This is a genomic window from Streptomyces sp. cf386 (assembly GCF_900103585.1).
GTDB lineage: Bacteria > Actinomycetota > Actinomycetes > Streptomycetales > Streptomycetaceae > Streptomyces.
Map to the genome: position 1 here is coordinate 168,053 of NZ_FNHV01000017.1, position 16,198 is coordinate 184,250.

Consider the following 16,198-nt stretch of genomic DNA (forward strand, 5'->3'; position numbering starts at 1 on the left):
TGCGTGCCTAGGCCTTGTCCGCCTGGGCGGTGCGCAGTCCGAGGAGGACCTCCACGCGGTTCGTCGTGATCGAGTCGACGCCGATGTCCAGCAGGCGACGCATGGAGCGGCGGGTGTCCGGGGTCCAGACGGAGAGCAGGTAGCCGTCGTGGTGGACGCGCTCGGCGAGGGCGTGGTCGACCAGGCCGAAGCGGTAGTTGAGCCAGTGCGGGCGTATCGCGTCCAGCAGCGCGGGGCGCGGCGGCGCCAACGTCGTCCAGGTCAGGGCGATCTCGGCGGCCGGGTCGGCGGCGCGTACGGCGAGCATCTCCCGGGCGCCCGCGCAGTAGTACACGCGGTCCTGCGCCCCGCACTCGCGCACCACGCCCACGATCCGGCGTGCCGCCCGCACATCGGGTGTGCCCGGCAGGTCGAGCATCACCCGGCTCCCGTCGCACACCGCCAACGCCTCCTCCAACGTCGGCACCCCACCCGCCGTCAGCCCGCGCACCTCGGCCGCCGACAGCGCGTTCAGCGGCCGGTCGTGCTCCCAGAGCCGCTTCAGCGTCTCGTCGTGCAACAGCACGGGCACGCCGTCCTTGGCGAGCCGTACGTCGATCTCCACCGCGTCCGTGCCGAGTCGGAGCGCGGAGCGCAGCGAGTCGAGCGTGTTCTCGCGGACGCGGTAGGGGGTGCCGCGGTGGGCGACGGCGGTCACGTTCTGCATGGGCACATTCTGGTGGGAGCGGGGGCCGACGGGGAGGCGGGGAGCGGCGGTGGGCTCAGCGTGCGAGCCAGTCCGCGGTGTATGTGTCGATCTCGGCCGCGATCCGCGCCTTGCCGGGCTCGTCGAGGAAGGACGCGTCCACGGCGTTCTTGGCGAGGCCGGCCAGTCCGCGCTCGTCGAGGTCGAGGAGGCGGGCGGCGACCGCGTACTCGTTGTTGAGGTCGGTGCCGAACATCGGCGGGTCGTCGGAGTTGATGGTGACGACGATCCCGGCCTCCACGAACTCCTTGACCGGGTGCTCCTCGATCGTGCGGACCGCGCGCGTGGCGATGTTGGAGGTCGGGCACACCTCCAGCGGGATCCGGTGCTCGGCGAGGTGCGCCAGCAGCTTCGGGTCCTGTGCCGAGCTCGTGCCGTGCCCGATGCGCTCGGCGCGCAGGTGGGTGAGGGCGTCCCACACCGTCTCCGGGCCGGTGGTCTCACCGGCGTGCGGCACGGAGTGCAGTCCGGCGGCGATCGCCCGGTCGAAGTACGGCTTGAACTGCGGCCTCGGTACGCCGATCTCGGGCCCGCCGAGCCCGAAGGAGACCAGGCCCTCCGGGCGCAGCCGGTCGTCGGTGGCGAGCCGCACGGTCTCCTCGGCGGACTCCAGGCCGGCCTCGCCGGGGATGTCGAAGCACCAGCGCAGCATGGTCCCGAACTCGGCCTCGGCCGCCTTGCGGGCGTCCTCGATCGCGTCCATGAACGCGCCCTCGTCGATGCCGCGGCGGGTCGAGGAGAACGGGGTGATGGTCAGCTCGGCGTAGCGCACCTGCTGCCGGGCCAGGTCACGGGCCACCTCGAACGTCAGCAGCCGTACGTCCTCCGGGGTGCGGACCAGATCCACGACGGACAGGTACACGTCGATGAAGTGGGCGAAGTCCGTGAACGTGAAGTAGTCGGCCAGTGCCTCCGGGTCGGTGGGGACCTTCGAGTCGGGGTGGCGGGCGGCGAGTGCGGCGACGATGCGGGGGGAGGCGGAGCCCACGTGGTGGACGTGCAGTTCGGCCTTGGGCAGTCCGGCGATGAAGGCGTGCAGGTCGCGCGAGGCGCGGGCATCGACGAGATGGTCGGTCAAGGTTCCTCCCCGGGAACGGCGTCCGCGGCCGGGAGTGTGGGCGGCGGGCGGGCGCGTGTGATCGGCTGATCGGTGACTCAGGGATCATCGTAGGCCGGGACCGCTGGGGCTCGGACAGGGCCTTAGCATGACGGGACGTACGACAGAGGGGGGCCCGCGCATGTCCGACGACGTGGAGACGGGGAAGGGGCCGGGGGCGCCGGAGACGCGGGGAACGCCGGAGGTATCGGGGGGATCGGCGGTGCGGGGCGGCGGCAGCGTGGCTGCTGGGGGTTCGGGGGATGCGGGGAATTCGTTGGAGGGGCCGAAGGTGTCGTTCGGGAAGGGCGACGAGAGGCCCTCGACGTCTTTGTCTTTGAACAAGGCAGGGGTTGCGGGGCCGAGTGGTGCGGGGGAGGGCCAGGGCGGTGCCGTGCCGCGTGGTTCCGAGGCACCTCCTGAGCGGGATCCGTGGGCGCCTCCGGCCGAGGAGGCGCGGGCGGCGGATTCCTCCGCGTACGCCGGGCGGCCTGGGCACACTCCCGCCTCGAACGACCCCCAGACCTGGCCCGCTCCGTCCGTGCACGACCGGGAGACGGTTGGGGCGGTGCCGCCCATGGGCGTGCCGTCCGAGCCGCGGGACGCCGTGCCGCCGGGTGCGCCGTGGATGAACCCCTCGGCCGGGGCGGGGCCTGCGACGCCGCCGGGTGGTTCGGTGACGAACCCGTTCGCGCCGCCGGGGCCCACGGCTCCCATGTCCTCCGTACCGCTCGGCCCACCGGTCAATCCCTTCGCGCCTCCGGCCGCCGGGTCCGGCGGCCCCTATGCCGCCCATGGGGAGCATGTGCCCCCGCCGCCCATCGCGCCCGACGGGCCGGGGCGGGTGCCGTACGGCTATCCCGGCGGGCACGGTTACCCGCATCTGCCGGGTCCGGGTCCGGGGCCGGGTGCGGCGGGCTACTACGGGTGGCCCGGTATGCATGCCATGCCGAGCAATGGGATGGGTACGGCCGGGCTGGTGCTCGGGATCATCTCGGCCGTGATCTTCTGCCTGTGGCCGGTGGCGATCGTTGTGGGTGTGCTGGCGGTGATCTTCGGTGGGATCGGTATGGGCAAGGCGCGGCGGGGTGAGGCGACGAACCGGGGGCAGGCACTCGCCGGGGTTATCTGCGGGGCGGCGGGCCTGGTCCTCAGCTTCGTGATGCTGGCGTTCGTGATCGCGACGGCGTAGGCGGTGCTGGGTGTGTCTTCGCCCCCGCCGCCCTTACCCGTCCCATCCCTGGGGGCTGCGCCCCCAGACCCCCGCTATCGGCCCTGAAGGGGCCTCGTCCTCAAACGCCGGAGGGGCTGAACTACTCAGCCCCTCCGGCGTTTGAGGAGCGGGGGTCCAGGGGGCGAAACCCCCTACCCCCGCAACCGCTCCCGCGCCTCCATCAACGCAAACCCCAACAAATTAGGCCCCCGCCACCGCTGAGGATCCCCCGCCCCCTCATCCCCCGCAGCCAGCCCGATCCCCCACACCCGATCCACCGGACTCGCCTCCACCAGCACCCGATCCCCCGTACCCACCAGAAACCCCCGCAGCCCCGCATCCGCACCGAACTTGTGGACCGACCCCTCGACGACGATCCGGAATCGCTCCCGCTCCCACACCCCGTCGTCGAACCCCCGCACCAGCCGCCCGGCCTTCTTCGCCACCGACGGATGCCCGGCGTCCAACACCCGCCGCTCCGCCTCCGCGTCCCCGAACAGCCGCGCCTTCTCGGCCATCATCCAGTGCTCGGCGGTCGCGTACGACACGCCGTCCACCGTGAACGGCGACGGCCACCACTGGCTCAGACAGCTCGCGCCCACCCGGCCGTCGGGCAGCGGCCGGTGCCCCCAGAAGTGCAGATACTTGACCCTCGCCCCCGCGCGGACCTCCCTGACCAGGACATCCCAAGAATCGATCTTCGTCATGCTCCCGAGCATGGCACGCACCACCGACATTCCGTCCCCCGTTTATCCGGCCGACTCGACACCTGGTCGACAGATTCCGTCGCGTAACCAAAAGGCAACAACGGAATCACTTGTTGGAGTCCATCTGCTCTGTCAGGATCGGCACTCAAATCGAGCCCGAGCCACGCCGGCCCCATCACGGGGACACGGAGGAGAGCGACATGCAGAACCCGGGCACCGCCACCCCGGAACGATTCCCGGCCCAGGACCGCTTCGCTGACGGCGCGCAGTACATCGCGGGCCGACCGGCGAAGGGGACCTCCGGTCGTACGCACGCCGTCGTCGACCCCGCCACCGGCGAGGAGGTGTACACCTACGACCTGGCCGGCGTCGATGACGTCGACGCCGCCGTCGCCGCCGCGCGCGAGGCCTTCCCCGCCTGGGCGGCCGCCACCCCCGGCGAGCGCTCCGACGCGCTGCACCGCTTCGCCGCCGTCCTCGCCGACCGCGCCGAGGAATTCGCCCGCGCGGAGTCCCTGCAGTGCGGCAAGCCGCTGAAGCTGACCCGCGAGTTCGACGTCCCGGGGACCATCGACAACACGGCCTTCTTCGCCGGTGCCGCCCGGCACCTTCAGGGGCAGTCCGCGGGGGAGTACTCCGGCGACCACACCTCGTACGTGCGCCGCGAACCCATCGGCGTCGTCGGCTCCATCGCCCCCTGGAACTACCCCCTCCAGATGGCCGCCTGGAAGATCCTCCCGGCGATCGCCGCGGGCAACACGATCGTGCTCAAGCCCGCCGAGCTCACCCCGCTCACCTCACTCCTCTTCGCCCAGGCCGCCACCGATGCCGGGATCCCCGACGGGGTCATCAACATCGTCACCGGGACCGGGAAGGAGGCGGGCGAGCGTCTCGTCGGCCACCCCGACGTGGCCATGACCTCCTTCACCGGCTCCACGGCGGTCGGCAAGCGCGTCGCCGAGATCGCCACCGCGACCGTCAAGCGGATCCACCTGGAGCTGGGCGGCAAGGCGCCCTTCGTCGTCTTCGACGACGCCGACCTCGAAGCCGCCGCCCACGGTGCCGTCGCGGGCTCGCTCATCAACACCGGGCAGGACTGCACGGCCGCCACGCGCGCGTATGTGCAGCGACCGCTGTACGACGCGTTCGTCGAGCGGACGGCGGCCCTGATGGAGAGCGTCCGGCTCGGTGATCCGTTCGCGCCGGGCACCGATCTCGGGCCGCTGATCTCCCACGTCCAGCGGGACCGGGTCGCGGGGTTCGTCGACCGTGCGCGTGCCTACGCGCGCGTGGTGACCGGGGGCGAGGCTCCCCAGGGGGAGCTCAAGAACGGCGCTTACTATCGCCCGACCTTGATCGCCGGCGCCGCGCAGGACAGCGAGATCGTCCAGTCCGAGATCTTCGGCCCGGTACTCGTCGTTCTGCCGTTCGAGAGTGACGATGAGGGAATTCGGCTGGCCAACGACACCCCGTACGGCCTCGCCGCCTCCGCCTGGAGCAGGGACGTCTACCGGGCGAACCGCGCCACCCGCGAGATCAAGGCGGGCTGTGTGTGGGTCAACGACCACATCCCGATCATCAGCGAGATGCCGCACGGCGGCTACAAGGCGTCCGGCTTCGGCAAGGACATGTCCGCGTACTCCTTCGAGGAGTACACCCAGATCAAGCACGTGATGTTCGACAACACCGCGGTCGCCAGAAAGGACTGGCACCGCACCGTCTTCGGGGACCGATAGCCAGATCAGACGGGCACGGCCGGCCGCCCGACCCGCGCCCGGCCGCTCCCCCCTCCCGAAAGGGCAGCAAGCGCATGGAGCAGTACGAGCCCGACCGCCTGTCCCCGGCCCAAGTGGCCGCCATGCGGCGCAGCCTCCGCAACGGCCGGGCCGCCATGACCCGCCGTTCCCTGCTGCGCGCGTCCGCCGGCGGCGCGTTCGCGGTCGGCGGCCTCGGGGCGCTGAGCGCCTGCGGCATCCCCGCGGCGGGCAACACCCAGGGCGGTGTCTCCGCGGAGGACCACTCGGCCGAGGAGAAGGTCGTCAACTTCTCCAACTGGACCGAGTACATCGACGTGGACGACAGCGAGAAGCACCATCCCACGCTCGAACAGTTCAAGAAGCGGACCGGGATCTCGGTCAAGTACACCGAGGACATCAACGACAACGTCGAGTTCTTCGGCAAGATCAAGCCGCAGCTCGCGGCAGGTCAGGACACCGGCCGCGACATCATCGTCCTCACCGACTGGCTCGCGGCCCGCCTGATCCGCCTCGGCTGGGTCCAGAAACTGGACGCGTCCAACCTCCCGCACGCCTACGCCAACCTGTCGGCGCAGTTCCGCGATCCCGACTGGGACCCCGGTCGCGCCTACTCGTACGTCTGGCAGGGCATCTCGACCGTCATCGCCTACAACAAGAAGGCGCTCGACGGCGTCGAGGTCAAGTCGCTCTCCGACCTGCTCGACAACCCCAAGCTCAAGGGGCGGGTCGGCTTCCTGTCGGAGATGCGGGACAGCATAGGCATGACCCTGCTGGACATGGGCAAGGACCCGGCGAGCTTCACCGCCGACGACTTCGACGCGGCGATCGCCCGCGTCCAGAAGGCCGTCGACAAGGGCCAGATCCGCCGCTTCACCGGCAACGACTACACCTCCGACCTGACCAGCGGCGACTTCGCGGCCTGTATCGCCTGGGCCGGTGACGTGGTCCAGCTGAAGGCGGATAGCCCGGACATCGACTTCCTGATCCCGGACAGCGGCTACATCACGTCGACCGACAACCTGCTGATCCCCAACAAGGCCCGTCACAAGACGAACGCCGAGCGGCTCATCGACTTCTACTACGAGCCGAGGCCGGCCGCCGAACTGGCCGCGTACATCAACTACGTGACGCCCGTCGACGGTGTGCAGGCCGAGCTGGAGAAGATCGACAAGGACGCGGCGAACAACCCGCTGATCATCCCCGACAAGGCCATGGCCGCGAAATCCCACCCCTTCCGCTCGCTGAGCTCGAAGGAAGAGACCGAGTTCGAACAGAAGTTCGCGAAGCTGACTGGGGCGTGATCACCGTGACGACGACGAACAAGGCCGACCACGGCGGCGACGTCCGCCTGTCCGGCATCAGCAAGACCTACGGCTCCTTCACCGCCGTACACCCGCTCGACCTGACCGTCCCGCAGGGCTCCTTCTTCGCCCTGCTCGGCGCCTCCGGCTGCGGCAAGACCACCACCCTGCGCATGATCGCCGGCCTGGAGGAGCCCAGCGGCGGCACCGTCCACCTCGGCGAGCAGGACGTGACCGCGCTGCCGCCGTACAAGCGGCCGGTGAACACGGTCTTCCAGTCCTACGCCCTCTTCCCGCACCTCGACATCTTCGAGAACGTCGCCTTTGGCCTCCGCCGCCGCGGCATCAAGTCGGTGAAGAAGCAGGTCGGGGACATGCTCGACCTCGTGCAGCTGGGGGAGCAGGCCCGCAAGAAGCCGCACCAGCTCTCCGGCGGTCAGCAGCAGCGTGTCGCCGTGGCCCGCGCGCTGATCAACCACCCCAAGGTGCTCCTCCTCGACGAGCCCCTCGGCGCCCTCGACCTCAAGCTGCGCCGGCAGATGCAGCTGGAGCTCAAGCGCATCCAGACCGAGGTCGGCATCACCTTCGTCCACGTCACGCACGACCAGGAGGAGGCCATGACGATGGCCGACACGGTCGCCGTGATGAACGCGGGCCGCGTCGAGCAGCTCGGCTCGCCGACCGATCTCTACGAGAACCCGCGCACGACGTTCGTCGCCAACTTCCTCGGCACCTCGAACTTCATCGAGGCCGAGGTCGACTCCAAGAGCGGCGACGAGATCGTGCTGAAGGCGGGCGGCGGCAAGCTCGTCCTGCCCGAGGCCCGGTGCAGCGCGGCCACGACGACCGGCGGCAAGGTGCTGGTCGGAGTCCGCCCCGAGAAGATCTCCCTCACGCATGCCGACGAGGCGGGCGAGATCCCCGAGGGCCGCAACCGCATCACCGGCAGGATCGCGGACTCCTCCTTCATCGGCGTCTCCACGCAGTACGTCATCGACAGCCCGGTCTGCCCCGAGTTCGAGGTCTACGCCCAGAACATCGACCGCGACGACCGGCTCGTGCCCGGCGCCGAGGTCGTCCTGCACTGGAACCCGGCGCACACCTTCGGCCTCGACGCCGCGCAGTCCCTGCTCGCTGGGACGACGGGCTCCGCGGGCATCCAGGAAGAGGCGGCGGTCTGATGGCGACCCTCACCGAGGCGCCTCCGCCTCTCTCCCCGACGGCTCCCGAGAAGAAGCCCCCGCGCAAACGCGGCCGCCTCGTCCCGTACTGGCTCCTGCTCCCCGGCATCCTCTGGCTGCTGATCTTCTTCGCGCTGCCGATGATCTACCAGGCCTCCACGTCCGTGCAGACGGGCTCCCTGGAGGAGGGCTACAAGGTCACCTGGCACTTCGCCACCTACTGGGACGCCCTGTCCGAGTACTACCCGCAGTTCCTGCGCTCCGTGCTCTACGCCGGCTCGGCGACCGTCCTGTGCCTGATCCTCGGCTACCCGCTGGCGTACCTCATCGCCTTCCGCGCGGGCCGCTGGCGGAACCTGATCATGATCCTGGTGATCGCGCCGTTCTTCACCAGCTTCCTGATCCGCACCCTCGCCTGGAAGACGATCCTCGCGGACGGCGGCCCGGTCGTCGGCGCCCTCAACACGCTGCACGTCCTGGACGTCACGAGCTGGCTCGGTATGACCGAGGGCGACCGCGTGCTGGCCACGCCGCTCGCGGTGGTGTGCGGTCTGACGTACAACTTCCTGCCGTTCATGGTCCTGCCGCTCTACACCTCGCTGGAGCGCATCGACCCACGGCTGCACGAGGCGGCGAACGACCTGTACGCCAAGCCGATCACCACCTTCCGCAAGGTCACCTTCCCGCTGTCGATGCCCGGCGTCGTCTCCGGCACACTGCTGACCTTCATCCCGGCGGCCGGCGACTACGTCAACGCGGATCTGCTCGGCTCCACCGACACCCGCATGGTCGGCAACGTCATCCAGACGCAGTTCCTGCGCATTCTGGACTATCCGACGGCCGCAGCTCTTTCCTTCATCCTCATGGCCGCCATCCTCGTCATGGTGACGGTCTACATCCGCAGGTCCGGCACGGAGGATCTGGTTTAAATGGCCTTCGTCAACTGGCTCAAGCGCAATCTCGTCGTGATCGCGGGACTGCTGACGCTCGGATATCTCCTGCTGCCCAACGTCGTCGTGACGGTGTTCTCCTTCAATAATCCGAAGGGGCGCTTCAACTACGAATGGCAGCAGTTCTCCCTGGACGCCTGGAAGGACCCGTGCGGTGTCGCCGACATGTGCGGCTCGCTGTCGGTCAGCCTCCAGATCGCCTTCTGGGCGACCCTCGGCGCCACGCTGCTGGGCACGATGATCGCCTTCGCGCTGGTCCGCTACCGCTTCCGCGCGCGGGGCGCCGTGAACTCGCTGATCTTCCTGCCGATGGCGATGCCCGAGGTCGTGATGGCGGCCTCGCTGCTCACCCTGTTCCTCAACATGGGCGCCCAGCTCGGCTTCTGGACGATCCTCATCGCCCACATCATGTTCTGCCTCAGCTTCGTCGTGACGGCGGTGAAGGCGCGCGTGATGTCGATGGACCCGAGGCTGGAGCAGGCCGCGCAGGATCTGTACGCCGGCCCGTTCCAGACGTTCGTCCGGGTCACCCTGCCGATCGCCGCCCCGGGAATCGCGGCGGGCGCGATGCTCGCCTTCGCCCTCTCTTTCGACGATTTCATCATCACCAATTTCAACGCGGGCTCCACCGTCACCTTCCCGATGTTCGTCTGGGGCTCGGCCCAGCGCGGAACGCCCGTTCAGATCAATGTCATCGGTACGGCCATGTTCGTCATCGCCGTACTGTTCGTCCTGGCCTCCATGGCCATCGGAAACCGCAGAAACAAGCAGAAGGCATAAGCCGAAAGGCGCAAGCCAAAAGGCACAAGCCCGGGGAAAACCCCTGTAGGGAGTTGAAATCATGGCCCCAAGCGCCATGAGTCGTGGCAACAACTGGACGAAATCCCTTTCCGAAGCCCAGCCGGTCCCGTACTGGCTGGAAGACCCCGGCAAGCCCCACCCCGAGCCCGCCCTCACCACCGCCGAGACCTGCGACCTGCTGGTCGTCGGCGGCGGCTACAGCGGACTGTGGACCGCGCTCATCGCGAAGGAGCGCGATCCGCAGCGGGACGTGGTGCTGCTCGAAGGCCGCGAGGTGGGCTGGGCCGCCTCGGGCCGCAACGGCGGCTTCTGTGCCGCCTCCCTCACCCACGGTCTGCCCAACGGGCTCGCCCGCTGGCCGGACGAGATCCAGCGACTCCAGGAGCTGGGCGCCCGCAACCTCGACGAGATCGAGAAGGCGGTCGCCCGCTACTCCCTGGACTGCGACTTCGAGCGCACCGGCGAGATCGACGTCGCCACCGAGACGTACCAGGCGCGGGAACTGCGCGACTGGTACGAGGAGTTGAGCGAGAAGGGTCTCGCCGAGGGCATCGAGTTCCTCGACGCCGACGCGGTGCGGGCACAGGTCGACTCACCGACATTCCAGGGGGGTCTGTACGACCGCCGGGGCGTCGCCATGGTCAACCCGGCCAAGCTGGCATGGGGCCTGAAGCAGGCGTGCCTGGACCTCGGCGTCCGCATCCACGAGCACACCCCCGCCCTCACCCTGAAGCCGTACGGCGCCGGCATGGTCGTACGCACCCCCTACGGCCAGGTCCGCGCCCGCAAGGTCGCCCTCGGCACGAACATCTTCCCGAGCCTGGTCAAGCGGGTCCGCGCCTACACGGTCCCGGTCTACGACTACGCCCTGATGACCGAGCCGCTCACGTTGGAGCAGCTGGCGGCGATCGGCTGGAAGAACAGGCAGGGCCTCGGCGACTCGGCGAACCAGTTCCACTACTTCCGCCTCTCCGCCGACAACCGCATCCTGTGGGGCGGTTACGACGCCATCTACCCGTACGGCGGCCGGGTGCGCGCCGAGTACGACGACCGCCCGGAGACGTACGCCAAGCTCGCCGGGCACTTCTTCACCTGCTTCCCGCAGCTGGAGGGCATCCGCTTCACGCACGCGTGGGGCGGCGCGATCGACACCTGCTCGCGCTTCTCGGCGTTCTACGGCACGGCCCATCAGGGCAGGGTGGCGTACGCGGTGGGCTTCACGGGACTCGGCGTCGGGGCCACCCGGTTCGGCGCGGACGTGATGCTGGACCTGCTGGCGGGGGAGAGCACGGAGCGGACGCGGCTGGAGATGGTCCGCAAGAAGCCGCTGCCCTTCCCGCCCGAGCCCTTCGCCTGGACCGGCATCGCGCTCACCAAGTGGTCGCTGGCCCGCGCCGACGCGCACGGCGGGCGGCGCAACCTGTGGCTGCGGACGATGGACAGGCTGGGCCTCGGCTTCGACAGCTGATGTGACTCAGATCACTATGGATCGGTCACGAGAACCCGCGTAATGCCTGCCGGTGACCTCCCTCTCCCGTGTGACGCGACCGGCGTTCACGAAGAAAAGGGAGGTCACCGTCATGACAGGGGCGAAGTCGGCGGTCGAGTGGCTGACATCCGTTGCTCCGAATCCCGAAGCCTGCCGCTGGGAGTGGGAGCGCAACCCCCTCGGGGTCGCGCTGCTGCCCGCCGGCAAGGCCTGGGACGTACTCATCCTGCCGGGCGAGCTCGGCTACCCGACCCTCGATGTCCTCACCCGCATCCTCGATCAACTCGGCCCGGTCCTGGTCGACTTCGGCGACTCGAGGATGGGCTTCTTCGTCCCGCCCGGCACGGCCGCCCGCTGGCTCGGCACCGGCATCCGTACGGCCGGGGCCGGCACCTGGATCGTCGTCCCGTACCCGGGCCGCGCCGCCGGCGCAGTCCGCTGGCTGGTCCCACCGGACGGCACCGGCACCCTCACCGACCCGGCCCTCCTCGAACTGGCCATGCACGAGGCGGCGGCGGGGCTGGCCACGGACGGGGAGGGCTAGGCCCTGTCGTTTGGATCATGCCGGCGTCGCGGGGTCTGGCACGCGCACCAAACCCCGCTCGGCTTGGCCGGTACGCGCTGTTTCCTGCAGCCGGCCTGATCCAAACGACAGGGCCTAGCCTGCGTGAACCCTTGACAGGCCGGATTGGTCTGGACCAAATTGTGTGCGGCTCCACCCTCCAATTCCCCCATGCCTGGAGGCAGTTGTGGATCGCTTCAGACCGCTCGCTCTCCTGACCGCCGCGGCCCTGACCCTGCCCGGCGTCACCGCACTCTCGTCGGCCGCCCGTGCGGCCGATGTCGACCTGGCCCGAAACGGCGGCTTCGAGGCGGGCCTCGACGGCTGGACCTGCACGGCCGGTACGACCGTCAACTCGCCCGTGCGCAGCGGAAGTTCAGCCCTGCAAGCCACCCCGGCAGGCGGCGACAACGCCCGGTGCGCGCAGACGGTGACCGTGAAACCGGACTCCCAGTACACGCTGTCCGGCTACGTCCGCGGCTCGTACGTCTACCTGGGCGCGAGCGGCACCGGCACCACCGACGTCTCCACCTGGACCCAGTCGGCCCCCGCCTGGCAGCAGCTCACGACGACCTTCCGCACCGGCCCCTCCACCACCAGCGTCACCCTCTACACCCACGGCTGGTACGGCACCGGCGCCTACCACGCCGACGACATCTCCCTGCTCGGCCCGGGCGTGGACGCAGGGCAGCCGCCCGCGGCGCCGACCGGCCTGAAGACGGGGGCGGTCACCTCCTCCAGCGTGGCCCTGACCTGGTCCGCGGTCCCGGGTGCGACGAGCTACGTGGTCTACCGCGACGGCACCAAGGCCCAGACGGTGACCGGCACTTCGGCGACGATCGGCGGACTGTCCCCGTCCACGGCGTACGGCTTCCAGGTCGCCGCGGTGAACGAGGCGGGCGAGTCGGCGAAGTCCGCCACGCTGACGGCCACGACCACCGCCCAGCCGGACGGCGGCGGCACGGACCTCCCGGCCCACGCCCTGGTCGGCTACCTCCACGCCAGCTTCGCCAACGGCTCCGGCTACACCCGCATGGCCGACGTCCCCGACAGCTGGGACGTCATCGACCTGGCCTTCGGCGAACCGACCTCGGTCACCTCCGGCGACATCCGCTTCGACCGCTGCCCCGTCGCCGAGTGCCCGAACGTCGAGTCCGACGCCGACTTCAAGGCGGCGATCAAGGCCAAGCAGGCGGCCGGCAAGAAGGTGCTGATCTCGATCGGCGGCCAGAACGGCCAGGTCCAGCTGACCACCACGGCGGCACGGGACACCTTCGTGACGTCGGTGTCGAAGATCATCGACGAGTACGGCCTCGACGGCCTGGACATCGACTTCGAGGGCCACTCGCTCTCCCTGAACGCAGACGACACCGACTTCAAGAACCCGAAGACCCCGGTGATCGTCAACCTCATCTCGGCCCTGAAGACCCTGAAGGCCAAGTACGGCGACGACTTCGTGCTGACCATGGCCCCGGAGACCTTCTTCGTCCAGCTCGGCTACCAGTACTACGGCACCGGCCAGTGGGGCGGCCAGGACCCGCGGGCGGGGGCGTACCTCCCGGTCATCCACGCCCTGCGCGACGACCTGAGCCTCCTGCACGTCCAGGACTACAACTCGGGCCCGATCATGGGCCTCGACAACCAGTACCACTCCATGGGCGGCGCCGACTTCCACATCGCCATGACCGACATGCTGCTCACCGGCTTCCCGGTCGCGGGCAACGCGAACAACGTCTTCCCGCCCTTGCGCCCCGACCAGGTGGCGATCGGCATGCCCGCCTCCACCAACGCGGGCAACGGCCACGTCCCGCCGGCCGAGGTCACCAAGACCCTCGACTGCCTGACCAAGAAGACCAACTGCGGCTCGTACGCGACCCACGGCACCTGGCCCGCGCTGCGGGGGCTGATGACGTGGTCGATCAACTGGGACCGGTACGGCGGCTGGGAGTTCCAGCGGACGTTCGACGGCTACTTCGGCTGAGGAAGAGCCACAACGAGACCAGGAGCACCGCGCACAGGCACCAACTGGCCATGACATCCAGTGGCCAGTGGTAGCCACGCCGGACCAGCCCGAAGCCGACGGCCGCGTTGACGACGGCGCAGGCGATGACCAGCTCACGGCGGGCGTAGGAGCTGCGGAGCCAGGGGAGGAGGAGAAGGGCCGCGGCTCCGTAGGCGACGGCGGCCGTGGCGGTGTGCCCGGAGGGGTAGTAGCCGGTCCCCGGGGGGACGGCCGGGGTGCCCGGGCGGTCGGTGAGTTCCTTGAGGGGCACGATCAGGGCCGGGACCAGCGCCATCAGGACGGCCGCCGCGGTGGCCGGCAGCCACCAGCGGTCTGTACCAGTGAGGCGGGCACGCCGGGCGACGTAGAGGAGGACCACGGCGAGGACCGGGACCGCCACCTGGACGTTGCCCAGATCGGCGAGGAGTTCGGAGAAGCGGTCCGGGTCGACCAGGGCCCGGCTGGCCCGCTCGTCCACACGCACAAGCGGCCCGTCCGCTACGACCTGCCAGGTGATCAGGGCGAAGAGGAGGGCCGGAAGGCCGAGAAGGAGGAAGAGGGAGGTCGGCCGCCCCGGAACAGGGGGGGTGGTTCCGAGGCGGCCGTCCGGATCGGATGGCCGCGCGCCCCGGGGGGTTTGGGGCGGGCGACTGTCCGATCGGTGAGGAGATCCGGAGCCGGAGGCACCGGTTGTGTGCGCGAGGGCACGACCAGGTCGAAGCTGGGGAGGCCTCGACCCGATGTCACCCAGAGTCCCCTCTGGGCGGGGTGTATCTCTCATCTGGTTAGAACCTACGACAGGGCGAGGGCGTAAGACAGGCGGAATCGCGTCCTGACATCCACCTCGCACACCTTCTTCACACGCTCTGACGGTAGCCGCCCCAGCCCCGGAACCGCGAGCGGTGTCAGGGCTGGGGCGGATGAGGTTCCCGGGGCGGGGACCTATCGCTCACCAGTGGTTTTGTTGTGACCTCAGATGCGTGCGAAGGCCTGCTCGATGATGTCGAGGCCCTCGTTCAGGAGGTCGTCACCGATGACCAGCGGCGGCAGGAAGCGCAACACATTGCCGTAGGTGCCACAGGTCAGGACCAGCAGGCCCTCCTGGTGGCAGGCCTTGGCGAGCGCGGCGGTCGCCTCCGCGTTCGGCTCCTTCGTCGAACGGTCCTTGACCAGCTCGATGGCGATCATCGCGCCGCGGCCGCGGATGTCGCCGATGATGTCGAACTTCTCGGCCATTGCGGTGAGGCGGGCCTTCATGGTCGCCTCGATCGCCTTCGCCCTGGCGTTGAGGTCCAGCTCCTTCATCGTCTCGATGGAGCCCAGCGCACCGGCACACGCGACCGGGTTGCCGCCGTAGGTGCCGCCCAGGCCGCCCGCGTGGGCGGCGTCCATGATCTCGGCGCGACCGGTCACGGCGGCGAGCGGGAGGCCGCCGGCGATGCCCTTCGCGGTGGTGATCAGGTCGGGGACGATGCCCTCGTCCTCGCACGCGAACCACTGACCCGTACGGCAGAACCCGGACTGGATCTCGTCGGCGACGAAGACGATGCCGTTGTCGGAGGCGAACTCGCGGATCGCCGGCAGGAAGCCCTTGGCCGGCTCGATGAAGCCGCCCTCGCCGAGGACCGGCTCGATGATGATCGCGGCGACGTTCTCCGCACCGACCTGCTTGCTGATCTGGTCGATGGCCTGCGCGGCGGCCTCGGGACCCGCGTTCTCGGGACCGGTCGGCCAGCGGTAGCCGTACGCCACCGGAACCCGGTAGACCTCGGGCGCGAACGGACCGAAGCCGTGCTTGTACGGCATGTTCTTCGCGGTCAGCGCCATCGTCAGGTTGGTGCGGCCGTGGTAGCCGTGGTCGAAGACGACGACCGCCTGGCGCTTGGTGTACGACCGTGCGATCTTGACGGCGTTCTCGACGGCCTCGGCGCCGGAGTTGAACAGCGCCGACTTCTTGGCGTGGTCACCCGGCGTCAGCTCGGCCAGCGCCTCGGCGACGGCGACGTAGCCCTCGTACGGCGTGACCATGAAACAGGTGTGGGTGAAGTCGGCGAGCTGCGCGGTGGCCCGGCGTACGACTGCCTCGGCGGACGCGCCGACGGACGTCACGGCGATGCCCGAACCGAAGTCGATGAGCCGGTTCCCGTCGACGTCCTCGATGATGCCGCCGCCCGCGCGCGCGGTGAACACGGGCAGCACGGAGCCCACGCCCTGCGCGACGGCGGCGGTGCGGCGGGCCTGCAGCTCCTGCGACTTCGGGCCGGGGATGGCGGTGACGACGCGGCGCTCCTGAGGAAGTGCGCTCATAAGGGGCTCCCGGGGTTTTACGGACGTTTGTCTTCTCTTTTCTCGCAGGCTAGGGCCGCGGGCGGGGGGTGGGCATGCTCCATGTGG

14 protein-coding genes are annotated in these 16,198 nt (G+C 69.7%); 9 read left to right on the forward strand and 5 right to left on the reverse strand.

Going from position 1 to position 16,198, the window contains the following annotated elements; genetic code table 11:
* Positions 1-7: 7 nt before the first annotated feature.
* Positions 8-706 (reverse strand): glycerophosphodiester phosphodiesterase, encoded by a 699-nt coding sequence (locus BLU79_RS35670; RefSeq protein ID WP_093910127.1) that lies wholly within the window; start codon positions 704-706, stop codon positions 8-10.
* A gap of 55 nt (positions 707-761) precedes the next feature.
* Entirely contained in the window at positions 762-1,823 is a 1,062-nt protein-coding gene (locus tag BLU79_RS35675; protein ID WP_093910128.1) for an adenosine deaminase, read from the reverse strand.
* A 412-nt stretch (positions 1,824-2,235) separates the two neighbouring features.
* Here BLU79_RS35675 and BLU79_RS49405 point away from each other — a divergent pair, with 412 nt between their 5' ends.
* Positions 2,236-3,033 carry a DUF4190 domain-containing protein gene (locus tag BLU79_RS49405; protein WP_256333584.1) on the forward strand — a complete coding sequence of 266 codons (798 nt, stop codon included), beginning with the start codon at positions 2,236-2,238 and terminating at the stop codon, positions 3,031-3,033.
* Positions 3,034-3,206: 173 nt separating this feature from the next.
* Here the strand turns inward: BLU79_RS49405 and BLU79_RS35685 are convergent, their stop codons facing one another.
* Complete coding sequence (locus BLU79_RS35685) at positions 3,207-3,791, reverse strand: NADAR family protein (protein ID WP_093910129.1); 585 nt, start codon at positions 3,789-3,791, stop codon at positions 3,207-3,209.
* A 170-nt stretch (positions 3,792-3,961) separates the two neighbouring features.
* On the opposite strand from BLU79_RS35685, the gene BLU79_RS35690 reads away from it, so the two are divergent.
* From BLU79_RS35690 to BLU79_RS35725, 8 genes are all read left to right on the forward strand, one after another.
* Entirely contained in the window at positions 3,962-5,497 is a 1,536-nt protein-coding gene (locus BLU79_RS35690; protein WP_093910130.1) for a gamma-aminobutyraldehyde dehydrogenase, read from the forward strand.
* A 74-nt stretch (positions 5,498-5,571) separates the two neighbouring features.
* Positions 5,572-6,819: an ABC transporter substrate-binding protein gene (locus BLU79_RS35695; protein ID WP_093910131.1), complete on the forward strand. Its 1,248-nt coding sequence runs from the start codon at positions 5,572-5,574 to the stop codon at positions 6,817-6,819.
* Entirely contained in the window at positions 6,816-8,000 is a 1,185-nt protein-coding gene (locus BLU79_RS35700; protein ID WP_371132006.1) for an ABC transporter ATP-binding protein, read from the forward strand. Before BLU79_RS35695 ends, BLU79_RS35700 begins: the two co-directional genes overlap by 4 nt.
* Positions 8,000-8,929, forward strand: coding sequence for an ABC transporter permease (locus tag BLU79_RS35705; protein WP_093910132.1), 930 nt, complete (start codon positions 8,000-8,002; stop codon positions 8,927-8,929). The genes BLU79_RS35700 and BLU79_RS35705 overlap by 1 nt, the downstream gene beginning before the upstream one ends.
* Positions 8,930-9,730, forward strand: coding sequence for an ABC transporter permease (locus tag BLU79_RS35710; protein WP_093910133.1), 801 nt, complete (start codon positions 8,930-8,932; stop codon positions 9,728-9,730).
* 61 nt (positions 9,731-9,791) lie between these two features.
* Positions 9,792-11,219, forward strand: coding sequence for an NAD(P)/FAD-dependent oxidoreductase (locus tag BLU79_RS35715; RefSeq protein WP_093910134.1), 1,428 nt, complete (start codon positions 9,792-9,794; stop codon positions 11,217-11,219).
* A gap of 112 nt (positions 11,220-11,331) precedes the next feature.
* Positions 11,332-11,784, forward strand: a complete 453-nt coding sequence (locus BLU79_RS35720; protein WP_093910171.1) for a bifunctional DNA primase/polymerase — start codon at positions 11,332-11,334, stop codon at positions 11,782-11,784.
* A gap of 205 nt (positions 11,785-11,989) precedes the next feature.
* Positions 11,990-13,783: a chitinase gene (locus BLU79_RS35725; RefSeq protein ID WP_177001304.1), complete on the forward strand. Its 1,794-nt coding sequence runs from the start codon at positions 11,990-11,992 to the stop codon at positions 13,781-13,783.
* Here BLU79_RS35725 and BLU79_RS35730 read toward each other — a convergent pair.
* Positions 13,722-14,555 carry a phosphatase PAP2 family protein gene (locus BLU79_RS35730; RefSeq protein ID WP_371132007.1) on the reverse strand — a complete coding sequence of 278 codons (834 nt, stop codon included), beginning with the start codon at positions 14,553-14,555 and terminating at the stop codon, positions 13,722-13,724. The genes BLU79_RS35725 and BLU79_RS35730 overlap by 62 nt on opposite strands.
* 221 nt (positions 14,556-14,776) lie before the next feature.
* Positions 14,777-16,111 (reverse strand): 4-aminobutyrate--2-oxoglutarate transaminase, encoded by a 1,335-nt coding sequence (gene gabT, locus BLU79_RS35735; protein WP_093910136.1) that lies wholly within the window; start codon positions 16,109-16,111, stop codon positions 14,777-14,779.
* Between the last annotated feature and the right edge of the window lie 87 nt (positions 16,112-16,198).

What these genes read in the sequence shown, in the direction of transcription:
- BLU79_RS35710 (WP_093910133.1), top strand. Translation starts at nt 8,930, where the DNA reads ATGGCCTTCGTCAACTGGCTCAAGCGCAATCTCGTCGTGATCGCGGGA.
- BLU79_RS35690 (WP_093910130.1), top strand. Translation starts at nt 3,962, where the DNA reads ATGCAGAACCCGGGCACCGCCACCCCGGAACGATTCCCGGCCCAGGAC.
- BLU79_RS35670 (WP_093910127.1), bottom strand. Translation starts at nt 706, where the DNA reads ATGCAGAACGTGACCGCCGTCGCCCACCGCGGCACCCCCTACCGCGTC.
- BLU79_RS35720 (WP_093910171.1), top strand. Translation starts at nt 11,332, where the DNA reads ATGACAGGGGCGAAGTCGGCGGTCGAGTGGCTGACATCCGTTGCTCCG.
- BLU79_RS35715 (WP_093910134.1), top strand. Translation starts at nt 9,792, where the DNA reads ATGGCCCCAAGCGCCATGAGTCGTGGCAACAACTGGACGAAATCCCTT.
- gabT (WP_093910136.1), bottom strand. Translation starts at nt 16,111, where the DNA reads ATGAGCGCACTTCCTCAGGAGCGCCGCGTCGTCACCGCCATCCCCGGC.
- BLU79_RS35685 (WP_093910129.1), bottom strand. Translation starts at nt 3,791, where the DNA reads ATGTCGGTGGTGCGTGCCATGCTCGGGAGCATGACGAAGATCGATTCT.
- BLU79_RS35695 (WP_093910131.1), top strand. Translation starts at nt 5,572, where the DNA reads ATGGAGCAGTACGAGCCCGACCGCCTGTCCCCGGCCCAAGTGGCCGCC.
- BLU79_RS35705 (WP_093910132.1), top strand. Translation starts at nt 8,000, where the DNA reads ATGGCGACCCTCACCGAGGCGCCTCCGCCTCTCTCCCCGACGGCTCCC.